This is a genomic window from Arthrobacter sp. TJ-254, from assembly GCF_058269175.1.
This window is the reverse complement of sequence record NZ_JBZCNF010000005.1, coordinates 328,864-345,749: the sequence shown is the minus strand read 5'-3', so window position 1 is coordinate 345,749 and position 16,886 is coordinate 328,864. Positions and strand designations below refer to the sequence as shown.

Here is a 16,886-nt window from a genome sequence, read left to right as displayed (position 1 = left end):
GGCCTAGAATGGAACGGTGGGTTCAACAGCTGCAGCAGATCCGTCCTTCGTCCACCTTCACAATCACACCGAGTACTCGATGCTCGACGGAGCGGCGAGGCTGACCGACCTTTTCAGCCACACCGAAGAGCTCGGCATGAGCGCGCTGGCCACCACCGACCACGGTTTCGTGTTCGGGGCGTTCGACTTCTGGAGCAAGGCGCGCAGCGCCGGCATCAAGCCCATCATCGGCGTCGAGGCGTACCTCACCCCGGGCACCGCCCGCACCGACCGCACCCGCGTGCAGTGGGGCGGGGGAGGGCGCGACGACGTCTCCGGCGCCGGTGCCTACACGCACATGACCCTGTGGTCGGAGTCGACCGAGGGAATGCACAACCTGTTCCGGATGTCGTCGCTGGCCTCCCTCGAGGGCTACCTCTACAAGCCCCGCATGGACCGCGACCTGCTGCAGACCTACGGCAAGGGCCTCATCGCCAGCACGGGCTGCCCCTCGGGTGAGGTCCAGACGAAGCTGCGCCTCGGCCTGTACCGGGAGGCCATGCAGGCCGCCTCGGACTTCCGCGACATCTTCGGCGCCGAGAACTACTTCTGCGAGCTGATGGACCACGGGCTCGACATCGAGCGCAACGTCCAGGCCGACCTCATCAAGCTCGCCCGCGAACTGGGCCTGCCGCTTGTCGCAACGAACGACCTCCACTACACCCACGCGGAGGATTCCAAGGCGCACGCTGCGCTCCTGTGCGTCCAGTCCGGCTCCACGCTCGCCGATCCCAAGCGGTTCAAGTTCGACGCCGACGAGTTCTACCTCAAGTCGCCCGCCGAGATGCGGGCCATCTTCCGCGACTACCCCGAGGCCTGCGACAACACGCTGCTCATCGCCGAGCGCTGCGACGTCGAATTCAACACCAAGGCCAACTACATGCCCCGGTTCCCCGTGCCCGAGGGGGAAAACGAGCAGTCCTGGTTCGTCAAGGAGGTCGAGACGGGCCTCGCGTACAGGTACCCGGCGGGCATCCCGGACGACGTGCGCAAGCAGGCCGAGTTCGAGGTGGGCGTCATCACCCAGATGGGATTCCCCGGCTACTTCCTTGTCGTTGCCGACTTCATCAACTGGGCCAAGAACAACGGCATCCGGGTGGGCCCCGGCCGCGGCTCCGGCGCCGGTTCAATGGTGGCGTACGCCATGCGCATCACCGACCTCGACCCGCTCAAGCACGGGCTGATCTTCGAGCGATTCCTCAACCCCGAGCGCGTCTCCATGCCCGACTTCGACGTCGACTTCGATGATCGTCGCCGCTCCGAGGTGATCCGCTACGTCACCGAGAAGTACGGCGACGAGCGTGTCGCAATGATCGTGACCTACGGGACGATCAAGGCCAAGCAGGCCCTGAAGGACTCCTCCCGCGTGATGGGCTACCCGTTCTCGACCGGGGAGCGCCTGACCAAGGCCATGCCGCCGGACGTCATGGGCAAGGGCCTTGCCCTTGCCGATGTGCACAACAAGAACGCCAAGCGCTACTCGGAGGCGGAGGAGCTGCGCGAGCTGCTCAAGGCCGACCCCGATTCGTCAAAGGTGTTCGAGACGGCGCTGGGCCTTGAAGGCCTGAAGCGCCAGTGGGGCGTCCACGCCGCCGGCGTCATCATGTCCTCGGACCCGCTGATCGACATCATCCCGATCATGCGCCGTGACCAGGACGGCCAGATCATCACCCAGTTCGACTACCCCACCTGCGAGGGGCTCGGACTGATCAAGATGGACTTCCTGGGGCTGAGAAACCTCACGATCATCACCGACGCCGTTGAGAACATCAAGGCGAACAAGGACATCGACCTGGTGCTCGAGGACCTCGAGCTCGACGACAAGGCGTCCTACGAGCTGCTGGCGCGCGGTGACACCCTTGGGGTGTTCCAGCTCGACGGCGGGCCGATGCGCTCCCTGCTCAAGCTCATGCGCCCCGACAACTTCGAAGACATCTCCGCGGTGCTCGCGCTCTACCGCCCCGGCCCCATGGGCGTTAACTCGCACACCAACTACGCGCTGCGCAAGAACGGGCTGCAGGAGATCGAGCCGATCCACCCCGAGCTCGAAGGCCCGCTCGAAGAGATCCTCGGCGGCACCTACGGCCTGATCGTCTACCAGGAGCAGGTGATGTCCGCGGCCCAGAAGCTGGCGAACTTCACCCTCGGCCAGGCGGACATGCTCCGGCGCGCCATGGGCAAGAAGAAGAAGTCCGAGCTGGACAAGCAGCAGGCCGACTTCTTCGCGGGCATGAAGGAGAACGGCTACTCCCAGGCCGCAATGGACAAGCTGTGGACCGTCCTTGAGTCCTTCTCCGACTATGCGTTCAACAAGGCCCACACCGCCGCCTACGGGCTGATCTCCTACTGGACCGCCTACCTCAAGGCCCACCACCCGGCCGAGTACATGGCGGCCCTGCTCACCAGCGTCGGCGACGACAAGGACAAGCTGGCGATCTACCTCAACGAGTGCCGCAGGATGGGCATCACCGTCCTGCCCCCGGACGTCAACGAGTCGAGCGTCAACTTCACCCCCGTCGGCACCGACATCCGCTTCGGCATGGGCGCCATCCGCAACGTCGGCGCGAACGTGGTCGGCGCGATGGTCGCCGCCCGCACCGAGAAGGGCGCCTTCACCTCCTTCAGCGACTTCCTGCAGAAGGTCCCCGCCGTCGTCTGCAACAAGCGCACCATCGAATCGCTCATCAAGGCCGGTGCCTTCGACTCCCTCAAGCACCCCCGCCGGGCGCTTGCGATGATCCACGAGGAGGCCGTCGACTCGGTCATCGTGCTCAAGCGCAACGAAGCGGCCAACCAGTTCGACCTGTTCAGCGCCTTCGACGACCCCGGCGCCGGCAGCAGCCTGTCCGTCGAGGTGCCCGACCTGCCCGAGTGGGACAAGAAGGACAAGCTCTCCTTCGAGCGCGACATGCTCGGCCTCTACGTGTCGGACCACCCGCTGCAGGGCCTCGAGGGGATCCTCAGCCAGCACGCCGACTCCTCCATCCCCTCGATCCTCAGCGACGAGGGGCCGGCCGACGGCGCGATCGTAACAATCGCGGGAATGATCACCTCCCTGCAGCGCCGGATCGCCAAGAACAGCGGCAACGCCTACGCCCGGGCGGAGGTTGAGGACCTCGCCGGCTCGATGGAGGTCATGTTCTTCGGCCAGGTGTACGGGCCGATCTCGGCGGTGCTCGCGGAGGACCTCATCGTCGTCGTGCGCGGACGCCTCCAGCGCAGGGACGACGGCGCGGTGATGCTCAACGCGCAGGAACTCACGGTGCCCGACCTCAGCGAGGGCCACTCCGGCCCGGTCGTGATCTCAATGGCCCAGCACAAGGCCACCGAAGCCGCGGTCACCGCCCTGGGCGAGGTCCTGCGGACCCACCCCGGGACCAGCGAGGTGCTGATCCGGCTCAACGGCTCACGGAAGATCGAGGTGATGAAGCTCGGCGTCGACCTGCGGGTGAACCCGACACCGTCACTGTTCGGTGACCTCAAGGTGCTGCTCGGGCCGGCCTGCCTCGACGCCTGAGGCTGCTTCAGATGGTGTACTCGGTGGCTGCGGGGGTGGCGTAGCTCCCGCCCGAGTACAGGAGGGGAACGCCGTCGACGCCGACCGCGCCGGCAACGACCTCTGCCACAACCACCGCGTTGTTCTCGAAGGACAGCCGCAGCGAGATCCGGCCCACAAGCCAGCCCGACACCCCATGCAGCAGCGGGACCCCCTCCGGGCCCGGGCTCCAGTGGTCCCCGCTGAACCGGTCGGACGTGCGGGCGAACCGCTCGGCCAGCCCCTCGTGGTCCTGGGCCAGCATGTGGACACCCACGAAGTTCGTGTTCGCCACCGCCGGCCACGACGACGACGTGCGTGCCATGTTGAAGGTGAAGCGCGGCGGGTCCGCCGACAGCGACGCGAGCGAGGTCGCGGTGAAGCCGAACGGCATTCCGTTATACGAGGCGGTCACGACGGCAACCCCCGCCGCGTGGCGCCGAAACACCTGGCGGAACGCCTGCCCGTACTGCGCAGGGTTTTCAAGAGCGGTCTGATCGTTCACGTTGGTCCTCCGCTTGTTGCGACCCGATTCAATATGGCTGCGCCCGCTGCCGGGCGCACCCTGTCCACCCTAGGCGGGTCAGGCGGAGGCTCCGCTCTTTGTTAATGTAGAAGTCATGCGCCCCGCCCGTCAGCCCGCTTCCCGTTCCGGCACCTATCCGCCCGCAGTGTATGCGCTTGCCGAGGACCGGACCGCCGTGCCGCCCGCGACGCTGCTCTGGTGGGCCGGGTCGGCCGTGGTGCTGGGCGTGCTCCTCGGCGTGGTGTGGTGGCTCGGCGCTCCGGGCGGGTTCCTCTTCGGCGATCCGCTGAGCCCCGACTCATGGCTGCTGCGCGACCTCACCCTCGCAGGCCTCGAAGCCGCGGCCGGTGTGGTTGTGGGAATGCTCCTCGCCGCCCGCCTTGAGCTGCCCGGAGTTGCCGCGCGCATCGCCGCCGCGGTGGGAGGGTCGGTCCTCGGCTCGGCCGCCGCGGTGTTCACGGGGCAGTCCCTCGCCGTCCTGGCCGGCCCGCACGGCAACAGCGCGCTGCCCGGATCCTCGTTCCTGCTGCGCTCGCCCGGAGTGGCCGCCATCTGGCCGGCCACCGTCGCCGGCATCGTCTTCTTCGCCGTGCTCTTCAGCCTTGTGGGGCGCAGCAGCCGCAGCTAGCCCGCAGCGGGGGAGCCCGGCTTTCGGGCGTGCCGGCGGGCGCCGGTAGACTTCAAAGGTGGAATCCTCAACCGCCCCCGCCTTTGATGCCTTCCGGACCCTCGACCTCCGGGGCAGGCCGCTGAGCGCAGGTGAGCTTCGCAGGATTCTGCCGCGCGCCGCAGCCAGCGAACACTCCTCCGAGGCGGCCGTGAGCCGGATCCTTGATGACGTCCGCACCCGGGGCCTGCCGGCGCTGCGCGAACTCGCCCAGAGGTTCGACGGCGTCGAGCAGGATCACCCGCGCGTTCCGCAGGCGGCCCTCCGTGACGCGCTGGCCTCCCTCGACCCTTCGGTGCGCGATGCCCTCTACGAGGCGATCGCCAGGGCGCGCGTGTTCGCCGCGGCCCAGGTCCCCGCCGATGTCACTGTCGGCATCGCCCCGGGGGCGACCCTGACCTCCCGCTGGGTGCCGGTGGACCGTGTTGGGCTCTACGTGCCCGGGGGGCTCGCCGTGTATCCGTCGTCGGTGGTCATGAACGTCGTCCCCGCCCAGGCCGCCGGCGTGCCGTCGATCGCCCTCGCCTCTCCGCCCCAGAAGGAGTGGGGAGGCCTGCCGCATCCGGTGATCCTGGCCGCTGCGGCAATGCTCGGCATCGAGGAGGTCTACGCCATCGGCGGTGCGCAGGCGGTTGCGGCGTTCGCGTACGGCATCGGGGGAGCTTCGGGCCAGGAAGCCATCGAGCCGGTGCAGATGATCACCGGACCGGGCAACGTCTTCGTGGCAACGGCCAAGCGCCTCGTCCGCGGCGTGGTCGGCATCGACTCCGAAGCGGGAACCACCGAGATCGCGATCCTCGCCGACTCCTCCGCCGATCCGGTGCTGGTTGCGGCAGACCTGGTGAGCCAGGCCGAGCACGACCCCCAGGCCGCATCGGTGCTGATCACCGACGACCCGGAGCTCGCCGCTGCGGTGCGCCGGGAGCTCGGCGTGCAGGCGGCGGCCACGAAGCACGCGGACCGGGTGCGGACCGCGCTCGGCGGACCCCAGTCCGGGGTGATCCTCGTTGACACCGTCGACGCCGGAATCGACGTCTGCAACGCCTATGCCGCCGAACACCTGGAGATCCACACCGCCGATCCTGCCGCTGCGGCGGCCCGGATCCGCAACGCGGGGGCCGTCTTCCTCGGCAGTTACAGCCCCGTGAGCCTCGGTGACTACTGCGCCGGCTCGAACCACGTCCTGCCCACCGGGGGAACCGCGGCGTTCGCCTCCGGCCTCAACACCACCACTTTCCTCAAGTCGCTCCAGCTCGTGGACTACGACAGGACGGCCCTGGAGGAGGTCAGCGCCTCAATCGTTGCGCTCTCCGCCGCCGAAGACCTGCCCGCCCACGGCGACGCGGTCAGGGCCCGCTTCCCGGGCCGCAGCTACTAGATGTGGTAGTAACACGCTTGTAGTTTACCCATATCTGCTTCTAAACTTGCTGTATCCGGTCCGCACAGCGGCTCGCCGGAACCTGCGGGCCAAGAGCGGAGATTGGAGCATATTATGCACTGCCCCTATTGCCGCAACGCCGATTCGCGGGTTGTGGACAGCCGCCTGGCCGACGACGGCTCGGCGATCCGCCGCCGCCGCCAGTGTCCGGGATGCGGGCGCCGGTTCAGCACCGTCGAAACGACAAGCCTCAGCGTCATCAAGCGCTCCGGGGCAGGTGAGCCCTTCAGCCGCGGCAAGGTGATCAACGGGGTGCGCAAGGCCTGCCAGGGCCGTCCGGTTACCGAAGACGACCTCGCCCTGCTTGCCCAGGAAGTCGAAGAATCCGTCCGGGCAAGCGGCGTTGCCGAAATCGACGCCCACGAGGTGGGCCTGGCGATCCTCGGACCGCTTCGCAAGCTCGACCAGATCGCCTACCTGCGCTTCGCCAGCGTCTACCAGGGCTTCGAGTCGCTTGAGGACTTCGAAGAGGCGATCAGCACCCTGCGCGAGCAGCAGCAGGAAACGGCGGCGGTGCCCAGTGGGGCGCAACGGCCGCTGACCGCCCACTGAGGCGGCCCATCAACCCCGGTGGTGGCTGCGGAGGGGAAGCCGACGCCACCACCGGTTCCACTCCTACTTCTTGGTGGTCGCCGGAGCCAGCAGCAGCGCCGCCTGGAGCGCACCGCCGATGATCCCGGCCTGGTTCTTCAGCTGAGCCGGAATGATGGGGGTGCGCAGCTTCAGCGCCGGAAGGTACTCGGAGCTGCGCTTGGAGATTCCGCCGCCGACGATGAACAGTTCGGGGGAGAAGAGGAACTCGACGTGGGAGAAGTACCGCTGCAGGCGCACCGCGTACTCGTCCCAGCCGATGCCGTCGCGCTCCCGGGCCACGGCTGACGCCTTCGATTCGGCGTCGAACCCGTCAATCTCGAGGTGGCCCAGTTCAGCGTTGGGAACCAGCTGTCCGTCGAAGATGAAGGCCGAGCCGATCCCCGTGCCCAGGGTGATCACCAAGACGGTGCCGGCAACGCCCTTTCCGGCGCCGTAGCGGACCTCGGCGAGGCCGGCGGCGTCGGCGTCGTTGATGACATGCACGTTGCGGCCAAGGACCCGGGTGAACAGGGCATCGACATCGGTGTCGACCCAGCTCTTGTCGACGTTGGCCGCGGAGCGGGCGACGCCGTGCTGGATGATGGCCGGGAAGGTCACGCCCACCGGCACCTCGGGGCCGGGCCCTTCGGGACGTGAGGAGAGCTCGGCGACGATCTCCGCCACCACCGCCGCAACCGCCTCGGGAGTTGCGGGCTGGGGGGTCGGAATGCGGTACCGCTCGCCGACGATCTCCCCCTTCACCAGGTCAACGATGCCGCCCTTGATGCCGGTTCCGCCGATATCGACACCAATGACGGTGGCGGGCAGCTTCTTGCCGAGCTTCTTCTTCTCGATGTCCTTGGCCATGCTTCTCCAGGTGTAGGTCGATGGCCGGCCCGGCGGCTGCGCCGGATCCTGCCGTTGGGTGGTCGGGTGCCCGGCGTCCAGCGCGCGGGCGAAAACTCAGGGGAGGGTGAGGATTTCCGCGCCGGTGTCGGTGACAAGCAGCGTGTGTTCGAACTGGGCGGTGCGCTTGCGGTCCTTGGTGAGCACTGTCCAGTCATCAGGCCACATGTCCCAGTCGATCGTGCCAAGGGTCAGCATCGGCTCGATCGTGAAGACCATTCCCGCCTCCATCACGCGGTTGTACGCAGGCGCCGCGTCGTAGTGCGGAATGATCAGCCCGGTGTGGAAGGCCTCGCCGACGCCGTGCCCCGTGAAGTCCCGCACCACTCCGTAGCCGAAACGGCGGGCGTACGACTCGATGGTCCGCCCGATGACGTTGATCTCCCGGCCCGGCGCCACAGCCTTGATGGCGCGGTTCAGGGCCTCCTTGGTCCTTTCGACGAGGAGCCGCGATTCTTCGTCGACGTCGCCGACGAGGAAGGTTGAATTCGTGTCTCCGTGGACGCCGTCGAGGTATGCGGTGATGTCGATGTTGAGGATGTCGCCGTCCTGGAGGACGGTGCTGTCGGGGATCCCGTGGCAGATCACTTCGTTCAGCGAGGCACAGATCGACTTGGGGTACCCGCGGTAGCCAAGGGTCGAGGGGTAGGCGCCGTGGCCGACGAGGAACTCGTGGCCGATTCGGTCCAGTTCATCGGTTGTGACCCCGGGCTGCGCGTGCCGGCCCACCTCGGCGACGGCCTGCGCGGCGAGCCTGCTCGCCCTGCGGATCTTCTCGATGATCTCCGGGCTTTTCACCTCTGAGCCGGTGAACGGGACGGGCGCCTTGCGCCCGACATACTCGGGGCGCTTGATACCTGCGGGTACTGCGAGCCGTGGGCTGACCGTGCCGCGCCGGAGTGTTCCAACGGGTGCGGTCGCAGGAGAGTGGGACATACCCTTGATCTTATAGGCGGTAGGGTTCAGAGCTGAAAGCCGGGCCTGCGGTCGGTTTCGCTCAATGACGCGTAAGGAGAAGACGGTGCCCCAGTACTGGTTCAATGTCCGCACCCACGAGGTCGAGGTCGACGCCCAATCCGACTGGCGGCAGCTGATCGGGCCGTATGAAACCCGCGAAGAGGCCGAACGCGCGCTCGAGAAGGTCCAGCAGCGCAACCGGGCGTGGGACGCCGACGAGGAGGACTCCTTCTAGCGCCGGTCACGGCCCCGGCGCTAGAAGGAGTGCTCGGGTCCGGGGAACGTTCCCGCGCGCACCTCGTCGGCATAGGTTGCAGCCGCCTGCGCCAGCATCGAGCGGACGTCGGCGAACTGCTTGACGAACTTCGCCTGCCTGCCGCCGCGAAGACCGGCCATGTCCTGCCAGACGAGCACCTGGCCCGTTGTCGCGGCCCCCGCCCCGATGCCGATCGTGGGAACCTCAACCGCTGCGTCGACCTCGGCGGCGACGTCCGCCGGCACCATCTCCATCAGCACGCTGAACGCCCCCGCCTCGGCGAGTGCGACCGCGTCGTCGATAACCTTGCGTGCCGCGTCCCCCCGGCCCTGCACCCGGTAACCTCCGAGGGAGTGCTCGCTCTGGGGCGTGAAGCCGACATGGGCCATGACGGGGATGCCGGCCTTGACGAGCGCCGCCACCGTCTCGGCGAACTCGGCGCCGCCCTCCATCTTGACGGCGTGGACCCCGCCCTCCTTCAGGAGGCGCACCGACGACTGGACGGCCTGTGCCGGTGAAACCTCGTAGCTGCCGAAGGGGAGGTCCGCGACGACGAGCGCACGCTTGGCCGATGAGCTGACGGCGCGGGAGAACAGCACCATCTCATCGAGCGTGATGGGCAGTGTAGTCGCGTGGCCCAGAACATTGTTGGCCGCGGAGTCACCGACAAGCAGCACCTCGACCCCGGCCTCGTCGAAGATCTGCGCCGCATACTGGTCGTACGCCGTGAGCATCGCGAAACGTCTGCCCTCGGCCTTGGCCTGCCGCAGGTGGTGGGTGCGGATCTTCCGGACCGGCAGCGCGGTTCCCGCCGCGTTCTCTGCTGAAGCCGATGGGCCCGAACCGTAGGGGGCTGGAATCTCTGCGGAACTCATAAACCCGAGCCTACTTCACACCGGTGGGGCATCCGATGCCCGCTGATCGAGCAGTGTTCCGGACGCGGTCCTGGGCCGCACCCCGGGGAACGCGCCGCGGTGGAAGGCTTTCCCGCTCCGGTGTCAGTAGAGTGAACCGTGGGTTCCCGCGCAGGAAGGGGACCGGTTTCGGCAGGAGACGGAAACAGCGGCGGTAGGAAGAGGGACTTGATGAACCGGCAGCAGGAATTTGTACTGCGCACGATCGAGGAGCGGGACGTACGGTTTGTGCGGCTCTGGTTCACCGACGTCGTCGGTTCCCTGAAGTCGGTCGCGCTGGCTCCGGCGGAGGTCGAGGGCGCGTTCGAGGAGGGCCTCGGGTTCGACGGGTCCTCAATCGAAGGGCTTGCCCGGGTCTTCGAATCCGACATGCTTGCCCAGCCCGATCCCTCGACGTTCCAGATCCTGCCCTGGCGGGGAGAGAAGGAACAGACCTCGCGCATGTTCTGCGACATCCTCACCCCCGACGGCCAGCCGTCGACGGCCGACCCGCGCGGGGTGCTGAAGAAGACCCTCGCCAAGGCCGCCGATATGGGTTTCACCTGCTACACGCACCCGGAGATCGAGTTCTACCTCCTGAAGTCCGCGGACCTCGGTCCGGACGGGCAGCCGGTCCCCGTCGATCAGGCCGGCTACTTCGACCACGTGCCCGGCGGTGTGGCCCAGGATTTCCGCCGCACGGCCGTGGCAATGCTGGAGTCGGTCGGCATCAGCGTCGAGTTCAGCCACCACGAGGGCGGGCCGGGCCAGAACGAGATCGACCTGCGCTATGCCGACGCCCTGCAGACGGCGGACAACATCATGACGTTCCGCACCGTCATCAAGGAGGTCGCGCTCACCCAGGACAGCTATGCGACGTTCATGCCGAAGCCGTTCTCCCAGCACCCGGGCTCCGGCATGCACACCCACTTCTCCCTCTTCGAAGGGGACTCGAACGCGTTCTTCGAAGCAGGCGCCGAGTTTCAGCTGTCCAAGACCGCACGGCAGTTCATCGCCGGCATCCTCCGGCACGCACCGGAGTTCACGGCCGTGACAAACCAGTTCGTCAACTCCTACAAGCGCCTGTGGGGCGGCGGCGAGGCGCCAAGCTACCTGTCCTGGGGGCACAACAACCGTTCCGCGCTGGTGCGGATTCCCTTGTACAAGCCGAACAAGGGCCAGTCCGCGCGGGTTGAATACCGCGGGATCGACTCCGCGGCGAACCCCTACCTCGCGTACTCGGTGCTGCTCGGCGCCGGCCTGAAGGGCATCGAGGAAGGGTACGAGCTTCCGTTGGCAGCCGAGGAGGACGTGTGGAGCCTCACCCCGGCGGAGCGGCGCGCCATGGGCCACGACCCGCTGCCGGCGAGCCTCCACGACGCCATCCGGGCCATGGAGGATTCCGAGCTTGTCGCGTCGATCCTCGGAGAGCAGGTTTTCGAGAATTTCCTGCGCAACAAGCGTGCGGAATGGCACGATTACCGCATCGAGGTTACTCCCTACGAGCTGCGCCGCAACCTGGGGATCCTCTAACCGGAACCGGACGTGGGGTACGCATGAGCCTGACGAGGAAACTGATCAGTTCCGGGTTCACAGACCTGGAGAAGAGCACGCGGTTCCTTGATGCCCCGGAGCTTTCCGGCATCGATGAGGAAGTGCTCTTCGGCGCGCTGACCAACGCCGCCAATCCCGACCTGGCCCTCCAGTCATGCGTGCGCCTGCTCGCCGTCCAGCCGTCACTGGCCGGCATGATCGGGGCCGATTCGGCGCGCACCACGGCCCTGTTCCGGCTGCTGGGCGCCTCGGAGGCGCTGGCCGAGTTCCTGATGCGCCGCCCCGAACACCTCGACGCGGTCCAGGCGCCCGGCCCGAGCGCGGCCCCGGTGCCCGCCGAGCGCCTCCGCGCGTCGCTGCTGGAGTCGGTCGGTGCCGATCCCTCCTCCGATACGCCGGTCGCCGCGCTCACCGGTCCCGAGGCGCAGCTGCAGCTGCGCGTGCGGTACCGAAGGCACCTGACCGAGCTTGCCGTGCGGGACCTCTCCCATCCGTTTCCCGTCGACTACCTGCCCGTTGCAGCCCGCGAGCTCGCGGACATGGCCGCCGCCGCCCTCGAAGCCTCCCTTGCCGTTGCCCGCGCCGAGCTTGCCGAAACCTACGGGCACGACGACGTCGCAGCCGTGAGCCTCGCCGTCATCGGCATGGGCAAGTGCGGCGCGGGGGAGCTAAACTACATCTCGGACGTCGACGTGATCTACGTGATCGATGCGCCAGGGCTCGAGGAGGCCCGGGCGGTCCGCATCGGCACCGGCCTCGCCAGCGGCATCTCCCGCGGGGTCTACTCGCCAGGGCCCGAACCCGCGCTCTGGGAGGTCGACGCCAACCTGCGGCCCGAAGGCAGGGACGGCCCGCTCGTGCGCACCCTCGAATCCCACATGAGCTACTACGGGCGGTGGGCGCACACCTGGGAATTCCAGGCGCTGCTCAAGGCCCGGGCCGTCGCGGGGGACCGAGACCTCGGTCGCCGCTACGAGGAAGCCGTTGCACCACTTGTGTGGACCTCCTCCGAACGTGAGGGCTTCGTCGAATCGGTCCAGGCCATGCGCCGCCGGGTGACCGACAACATCCCCAAGCACGAGGAAGCCAAGCAGCTCAAGCTCGGCAGCGGCGGCCTGCGCGACGTCGAGTTCACCGTCCAGCTGCTGCAGCTCGTGCACGGCCGGGCGGATGAGAGCCTGCGGGTGCGCGACACCGTTTCGGCAATCGCCGCGCTCAGCACCGCCGGATACATCGGACGCGCCGACGCGCTTCATTTCGGCGACGCCTACCGCTACCTGCGGGTTCTGGAGCACCGCATCCAGCTCACCCAGATGCGCCGCACCCACCTGATGCCCGACGACGACGCCTCCCGACGCGCCCTCGCCCGCTCCTCCGAGGGATCGATGGTCACCGTCCGCCCGACGGCGCAGAGCCTTCTCGACAAGTGGCAGCGGACGCGCCGGCTCGTCCAGCGCCTTCACGAATCGATTTTCTACCGGCCCCTGCTCAATACCGCGGCGAACCTCAGCCTCGAGGACGTGAAGCTGACCCCGGAGGCGGCGCAGGCGCGCCTCGCTGCCCTCGGCTACTCCGACCCCAAGGGCGCAATGCGCCACATCGAGGCGCTCACGGCAGGGATCCGGCGCCGCGCCGTCCTCCAGCGGCAGCTGCTGCCGATCCTGCTGGGCTGGTTCGCCGAGGGCGTCGACCCCGACGCCGGGCTCCTCGGATTCCGCCGGCTCAGCGAGTCGCTCGGCGAAAGCCACTGGTACCTGGGCATGCTGCGCGACTCGAAGGCGGCAGCGGAACGGCTCTGCAACGTGCTTTCCTCAAGCCGGTTCATCACCGACCTGCTCGAGGTCTCCCCTGAGTCAACGAAGTGGCTCGGCTCGGACCCGGAGCTCATGCCCGAGAGCTTCGACTCCCAGTGGCAGGAAATCCGGTCGAAGATGTCCCGGCATCCGGACCCGCAGGGAGCGATGCGGCTGATCCGGCTCATCCGCCGCCGTGAACTGCTGCGCATCGCGGTCGCCGACAGCGCCGGCCTGCTCACCCAGGCGGAGGTGGGCAACGCGCTGGCCGATGCCGACCGCGCCGCGGTGCTCGGGGCCCTGCACGTCGCCGAGAACGCGGTGTTCAGCGCCGAGGAGCGCATCACCGACGTCGTCGTGGTGGCGATGGGGCGCCAGGGTGGTCGCGAGATCACCTACGGGTCCGACGCCGACGTCCTCTATGTCCACCGCCCGCATCCCGGTTCCGACGAAGCGGCCGCGCAGCGCCAGGCGGAGAAGGTTGTGGGACAGCTCGGCTCCTACCTCACCCAGCCCTGCAAGCCGCCGGTGATGGCGGAACGGGTGCTCGAGATCGATGCCGCGCTGCGCCCTGAGGGCCGGCAGGGGCCACTGGTGCGTTCCCTGGATTCGTTCCGGGAGTACTACAAGCGGTGGTCGCTCATCTGGGAAGCGCAGGCGCTGCTCCGGGCACGTCCGCTGGCCGGCAGCGACGAGCTCGCCGCCGACTTCATGGCGCTGATCGACCCGATCCGCTATCCGCGGACCCTCGGCCAGGCGGATGTGCGCGAAATCCGCAGGATCAAGGCCCGCATGGAGGCCGAACGCCTGCCCCGCGGCGCCGACCCCTCACGGCACCTGAAGCTCGGCAGGGGAGGGCTCAGCGACGTCGAGTGGCTCATCCAGCTCCTGCAGCTGCAGCACGCCGCCGACCTTCCCGAGCTGCGAACTCCGTCAACCCTCGAGGCGATGGCCGCCATCGAGGCGGCCGGGCTGCTCCCGGCCGCTGACGTCGGAACGCTGCGCAAGAGCTGGCTGCTGGCCAGCCGGGTGCGTGCGGCGAACGTGATCTGGAACGGGCGCCACTCGGACCTGCTACCGTCCTCCCGCCGGGACCTTGAGGCCGTGGCGCGGTGGTGCGGCTACGGCTCGGGGCAGGGCGCGGTCCTCGAAGAGGACTACCTCCGGCTCACCCGCCGGAGCAGGGCCATCTTCGACCGCAACTTCTACGGCACCTGACGTTCACCGGCGTTTCTGCCCACCGGCTAAGGACGATCGCTGGGCAGGGCGCGACATGCCCACCGAACAGGTCCGTTCGGTGGGCATGCGCGTCAGCGCACGGCGTCGAAGCGCCTGGCGAACTCCGGGATGAGCGAGCGCATGTACGTGCCCGTCACGTGGTCCTCATCGAAGTAGACCTGGACGCCGCCGATCGCGGCATAGCAGCGGCCTCCCGGGCAGAACTGGTCGGAGAGGTCGAGCACCTTGATCCTGCTTGATCCTTCAGCCCGTGCCGCCTCGGCAAGAGGGTCGACGGCGAGGGCTTCCGAGCCTTCCGTGGAACAGTTGCGCGGGGTGTCCGGGTTCTTGGAGAGGCACTCGGCTGTGGTGCGGTCAAGGGTGAGGGGAGTGTCGCGCACCACGTAGACGTCGCTGCCGCCGTCGGCCCACGGCGTGATCCGGTTCGCAAACCCCGTGCGGTACTGCTCAAGCTGGGGGCGGCCGCTGCCGTCGTCGATCGTTTCACCTGCGCCGAAGGAGGAGACGAAGACCATGTCAGGCTTTTCCGCCGTGATCCGCTCCGAAACAGCCCTACCCCATTTCCCGCACTTGTCGTCGAACTTCGGATCATTCACGGGAGTGCCCTTGAACGCGATTCTCCTCGCATCAACGATCGGGCACCCGGGGAAGAAGCTCCTCTTCAGTGACCAGTTGTTCTGGCGGGCAAGTTCGGTTACCACCGACTGCCAGTGCTCGGCGTGGGAGTCGCCCACAAGCCACACCGTCACCGGGTTTTCCGCACCCTTGGAGAAGTCGCACTCGGTCAGCAGCTTGGTTTCACTGACGACAAGAGGATCACTTGCCGACTTGCACCCGGGCGCGGTGCTCCACGGCGCATCTGCGGCGCTCACCTCGGCCACTTCGGGCGGACCAAACGGATCGGGGCAGTTCTTGCCGGCGGTGAGGCTCTTGGCTCCGAAACACGGCCCGCCCGAGGCCTTGTCCAGTGCGGCGCTCTGGGCTCGCTGCAATCCGCCAGCATTGATCACCATTGCACTGGAGACCACCGACACAACTGCCATCGCCGCAGCGGTCAGCACCAGGATGCGGCGGTGGGGTGAATGGGCGAGCAGCCTTGTCCGCCCCGGATCCTCGATGAGCTTCTTGGTCAGCACGGCGAGCACCACCGAGGCGCCCAGGAGCATCAGCTTGTCCCACCGGCCGAGGTCCCGGTCCAGGATGCCTGGCGCGAGCACGATCAGCGGCCAGTGCCACAGGTAGAGGGAGTAGGAGATATCCCCGAGGAACTGCACCGGTCTGGCCGACAGGAGTGCGTTGGGCGACCAACGGGGGGAACGCGGCCCCGACCACAGCACCAGCATGGTGCCCGTAACCGGGACGAGTGCTGCCGCCCCTGGAAAGAGGGTCTCCTCGTTGAAGGTCAGCGCGGAGAAGAGGATCAGCCCGCAGCCGAGCCACTGCGCCGCCCCGCTCAGCCGCAGACGCCCGTCACGGCGGTAGGAGGAGACGACCGATGAACCAAGCGTGCCCAGCAGCCCTCCGGCCGCGAATTCCCACACCCGGGCCGGTGTCACGAAATATGCTTCACTTCGACTTGCGTAAGTGAAGTAGATGCAGAAAATGAGTGAGGCAATTCCTGCCAGGGCCAGCCCAATACGAACGATCGGTGCCTTCCGCAGGCGAAATCGGTGCGCGAAAAGGAATAACCCGAGCAGGAATACCGGCCAGATCAGGTAGAACTGTTCCTCCACCGAAAGCGACCAGTAATGCTGGACCGTCGTGGCCGCCGCATTCTCGGCGGAATAGTCGATCGATTTCGCCGCCAAAAGCCAGTTCTCGAGGTAGACGGTTGCGGCAATCGTTTCCTGGGCAATCGTGGTCCACCGTGGAAAGGGCAGGAACACCCAGGCGGCGGCGAGGGAGGCAAGCGAGACGGTGAGTGCAGCGGGCAGGAGCCGTTTGATCCGCCGGACGTAGAAGGCGGTCAACCGGACCCGGCCCGTGCGTTCAAGCTCCCCGAGGAGGTGCTTGGAGATGAGGAAACCGGAAATGACGAAAAACACGTCAACCCCGATATAGCCGCCCGGAAGCCGGGAAGGCCAGAGGTGGTTGATCACCACAAGGCCCACTGCGATTGCCCGGAGCGCTTGGATGTCTTTCCGTGGGGCCTTGGCGGCCGCTGCCCGGCGTGGTCGCTGCTGCGTCAGCACGGCGTTATTGATCATCGGGGCTCCCTTCGTCGGGCTGGGGTGTCGGGACGAAAAGGAGCGAGTACGAAAATTCAGGGGGGTGAATCAGGCAGCGCGATACGACGTAAGCCTCACCACCGTCCGAGTAGTTTTCCGGGCGGGTGCAAGTCCTTTTGATGACGAAACGAGTATAGACAAGAACGCTTCCCGGCCTCGGGACCCCACGATGCCCGTGTCGCCAGCCTGCTTTGGACGCCAACGGCGCACGCCCCGCTCCGCGGGACGGCAGCCAGCTCGCCGGGGATCCACTCCTTCCCCGGCGTTCAGCACCCTTCGCCT

At 67.5% G+C, this 16,886-nt stretch carries 12 protein-coding genes; 7 read left to right on the top strand and 5 right to left on the bottom strand.

Annotation, left to right across the window (positions count from 1 at the left end; all coding sequences use genetic code 11):
* Window positions 1–16 precede the first annotated feature (16 nt).
* Complete coding sequence (gene dnaE, locus AC4D14_RS15940) at window positions 17–3,556, top strand: DNA polymerase III subunit alpha (protein WP_490903627.1); 3,540 nt, start codon at window positions 17–19, stop codon at window positions 3,554–3,556.
* 7 nt (window positions 3,557–3,563) lie between these two features.
* Here dnaE and AC4D14_RS15935 read toward each other — a convergent pair whose 3' ends face one another.
* Window positions 3,564–4,079, bottom strand: coding sequence for a flavin reductase family protein (locus AC4D14_RS15935; protein WP_490903626.1), 516 nt, complete (start codon window positions 4,077–4,079; stop codon window positions 3,564–3,566).
* A gap of 115 nt (window positions 4,080–4,194) precedes the next feature.
* On the opposite strand from AC4D14_RS15935, the gene AC4D14_RS15930 reads away from it, so the two are divergent.
* The 3 genes from AC4D14_RS15930 to nrdR all read left to right on the top strand — a co-directional run bounded on the left by AC4D14_RS15930 (window position 4,195) and on the right by nrdR (window position 6,757).
* Window positions 4,195–4,728 carry a hypothetical protein gene (locus AC4D14_RS15930; protein ID WP_490903625.1) on the top strand — a complete coding sequence of 178 codons (534 nt, stop codon included), beginning with the start codon at window positions 4,195–4,197 and terminating at the stop codon, window positions 4,726–4,728.
* A gap of 58 nt (window positions 4,729–4,786) precedes the next feature.
* Complete coding sequence (gene hisD, locus AC4D14_RS15925; protein ID WP_490903624.1) at window positions 4,787–6,145, top strand: histidinol dehydrogenase; 1,359 nt, start codon at window positions 4,787–4,789, stop codon at window positions 6,143–6,145.
* Between the two features lie 114 nt (window positions 6,146–6,259).
* Window positions 6,260–6,757: a transcriptional regulator NrdR gene (gene nrdR, locus AC4D14_RS15920; protein WP_490903623.1), complete on the top strand. Its 498-nt coding sequence runs from the start codon at window positions 6,260–6,262 to the stop codon at window positions 6,755–6,757.
* 63 nt (window positions 6,758–6,820) lie between these two features.
* Here the strand turns inward: nrdR and ppgK are convergent, their stop codons facing one another.
* Window positions 6,821–7,645 (bottom strand): polyphosphate--glucose phosphotransferase, encoded by an 825-nt coding sequence (ppgK, locus tag AC4D14_RS15915; RefSeq protein ID WP_490903622.1) that lies wholly within the window; start codon window positions 7,643–7,645, stop codon window positions 6,821–6,823.
* A gap of 96 nt (window positions 7,646–7,741) precedes the next feature.
* Window positions 7,742–8,620, bottom strand: coding sequence for a type I methionyl aminopeptidase (gene map, locus AC4D14_RS15910; RefSeq protein ID WP_490903621.1), 879 nt, complete (start codon window positions 8,618–8,620; stop codon window positions 7,742–7,744).
* Window positions 8,621–8,705: 85 nt separating this feature from the next.
* On the opposite strand from map, the gene AC4D14_RS15905 reads away from it, so the two are divergent.
* Window positions 8,706–8,876, top strand: coding sequence for an SPOR domain-containing protein (locus AC4D14_RS15905; protein WP_490903703.1), 171 nt, complete (start codon window positions 8,706–8,708; stop codon window positions 8,874–8,876).
* A 20-nt stretch (window positions 8,877–8,896) separates the two neighbouring features.
* On the opposite strand, the gene panB is transcribed toward AC4D14_RS15905, so the two are convergent.
* Window positions 8,897–9,772, bottom strand: a complete 876-nt coding sequence (panB, locus tag AC4D14_RS15900; protein WP_490903620.1) for a 3-methyl-2-oxobutanoate hydroxymethyltransferase — start codon at window positions 9,770–9,772, stop codon at window positions 8,897–8,899.
* Window positions 9,773–9,982: 210 nt separating this feature from the next.
* Between panB and glnA the strand changes: the two genes are divergently transcribed.
* Window positions 9,983–11,323, top strand: a complete 1,341-nt coding sequence (gene glnA / locus AC4D14_RS15895; protein ID WP_490903619.1) for a type I glutamate--ammonia ligase — start codon at window positions 9,983–9,985, stop codon at window positions 11,321–11,323.
* Window positions 11,324–11,346: 23 nt separating this feature from the next.
* Window positions 11,347–14,355, top strand: a complete 3,009-nt coding sequence (locus tag AC4D14_RS15890; RefSeq protein ID WP_490903618.1) for a bifunctional [glutamine synthetase] adenylyltransferase/[glutamine synthetase]-adenylyl-L-tyrosine phosphorylase — start codon at window positions 11,347–11,349, stop codon at window positions 14,353–14,355.
* A 92-nt stretch (window positions 14,356–14,447) separates the two neighbouring features.
* Here the strand turns inward: AC4D14_RS15890 and AC4D14_RS15885 are convergent, their stop codons facing one another.
* Window positions 14,448–16,583 (bottom strand): acyltransferase family protein, encoded by a 2,136-nt coding sequence (locus AC4D14_RS15885; RefSeq protein WP_490903617.1) that lies wholly within the window; start codon window positions 16,581–16,583, stop codon window positions 14,448–14,450.
* Window positions 16,584–16,886 lie beyond the last annotated feature (303 nt).

What these genes read in the sequence shown, in the direction of transcription:
- AC4D14_RS15930 (WP_490903625.1), top strand. Translation starts at nt 4,195, where the DNA reads ATGCGCCCCGCCCGTCAGCCCGCTTCCCGTTCCGGCACCTATCCGCCC.
- nrdR (WP_490903623.1), top strand. Translation starts at nt 6,260, where the DNA reads ATGCACTGCCCCTATTGCCGCAACGCCGATTCGCGGGTTGTGGACAGC.
- ppgK (WP_490903622.1), bottom strand. Translation starts at nt 7,645, where the DNA reads ATGGCCAAGGACATCGAGAAGAAGAAGCTCGGCAAGAAGCTGCCCGCC.
- map (WP_490903621.1), bottom strand. Translation starts at nt 8,620, where the DNA reads ATGTCCCACTCTCCTGCGACCGCACCCGTTGGAACACTCCGGCGCGGC.
- panB (WP_490903620.1), bottom strand. Translation starts at nt 9,772, where the DNA reads ATGAGTTCCGCAGAGATTCCAGCCCCCTACGGTTCGGGCCCATCGGCT.
- glnA (WP_490903619.1), top strand. Translation starts at nt 9,983, where the DNA reads ATGAACCGGCAGCAGGAATTTGTACTGCGCACGATCGAGGAGCGGGAC.
- AC4D14_RS15890 (WP_490903618.1), top strand. Translation starts at nt 11,347, where the DNA reads ATGAGCCTGACGAGGAAACTGATCAGTTCCGGGTTCACAGACCTGGAG.
- AC4D14_RS15885 (WP_490903617.1), bottom strand. Translation starts at nt 16,583, where the DNA reads ATGATCAATAACGCCGTGCTGACGCAGCAGCGACCACGCCGGGCAGCG.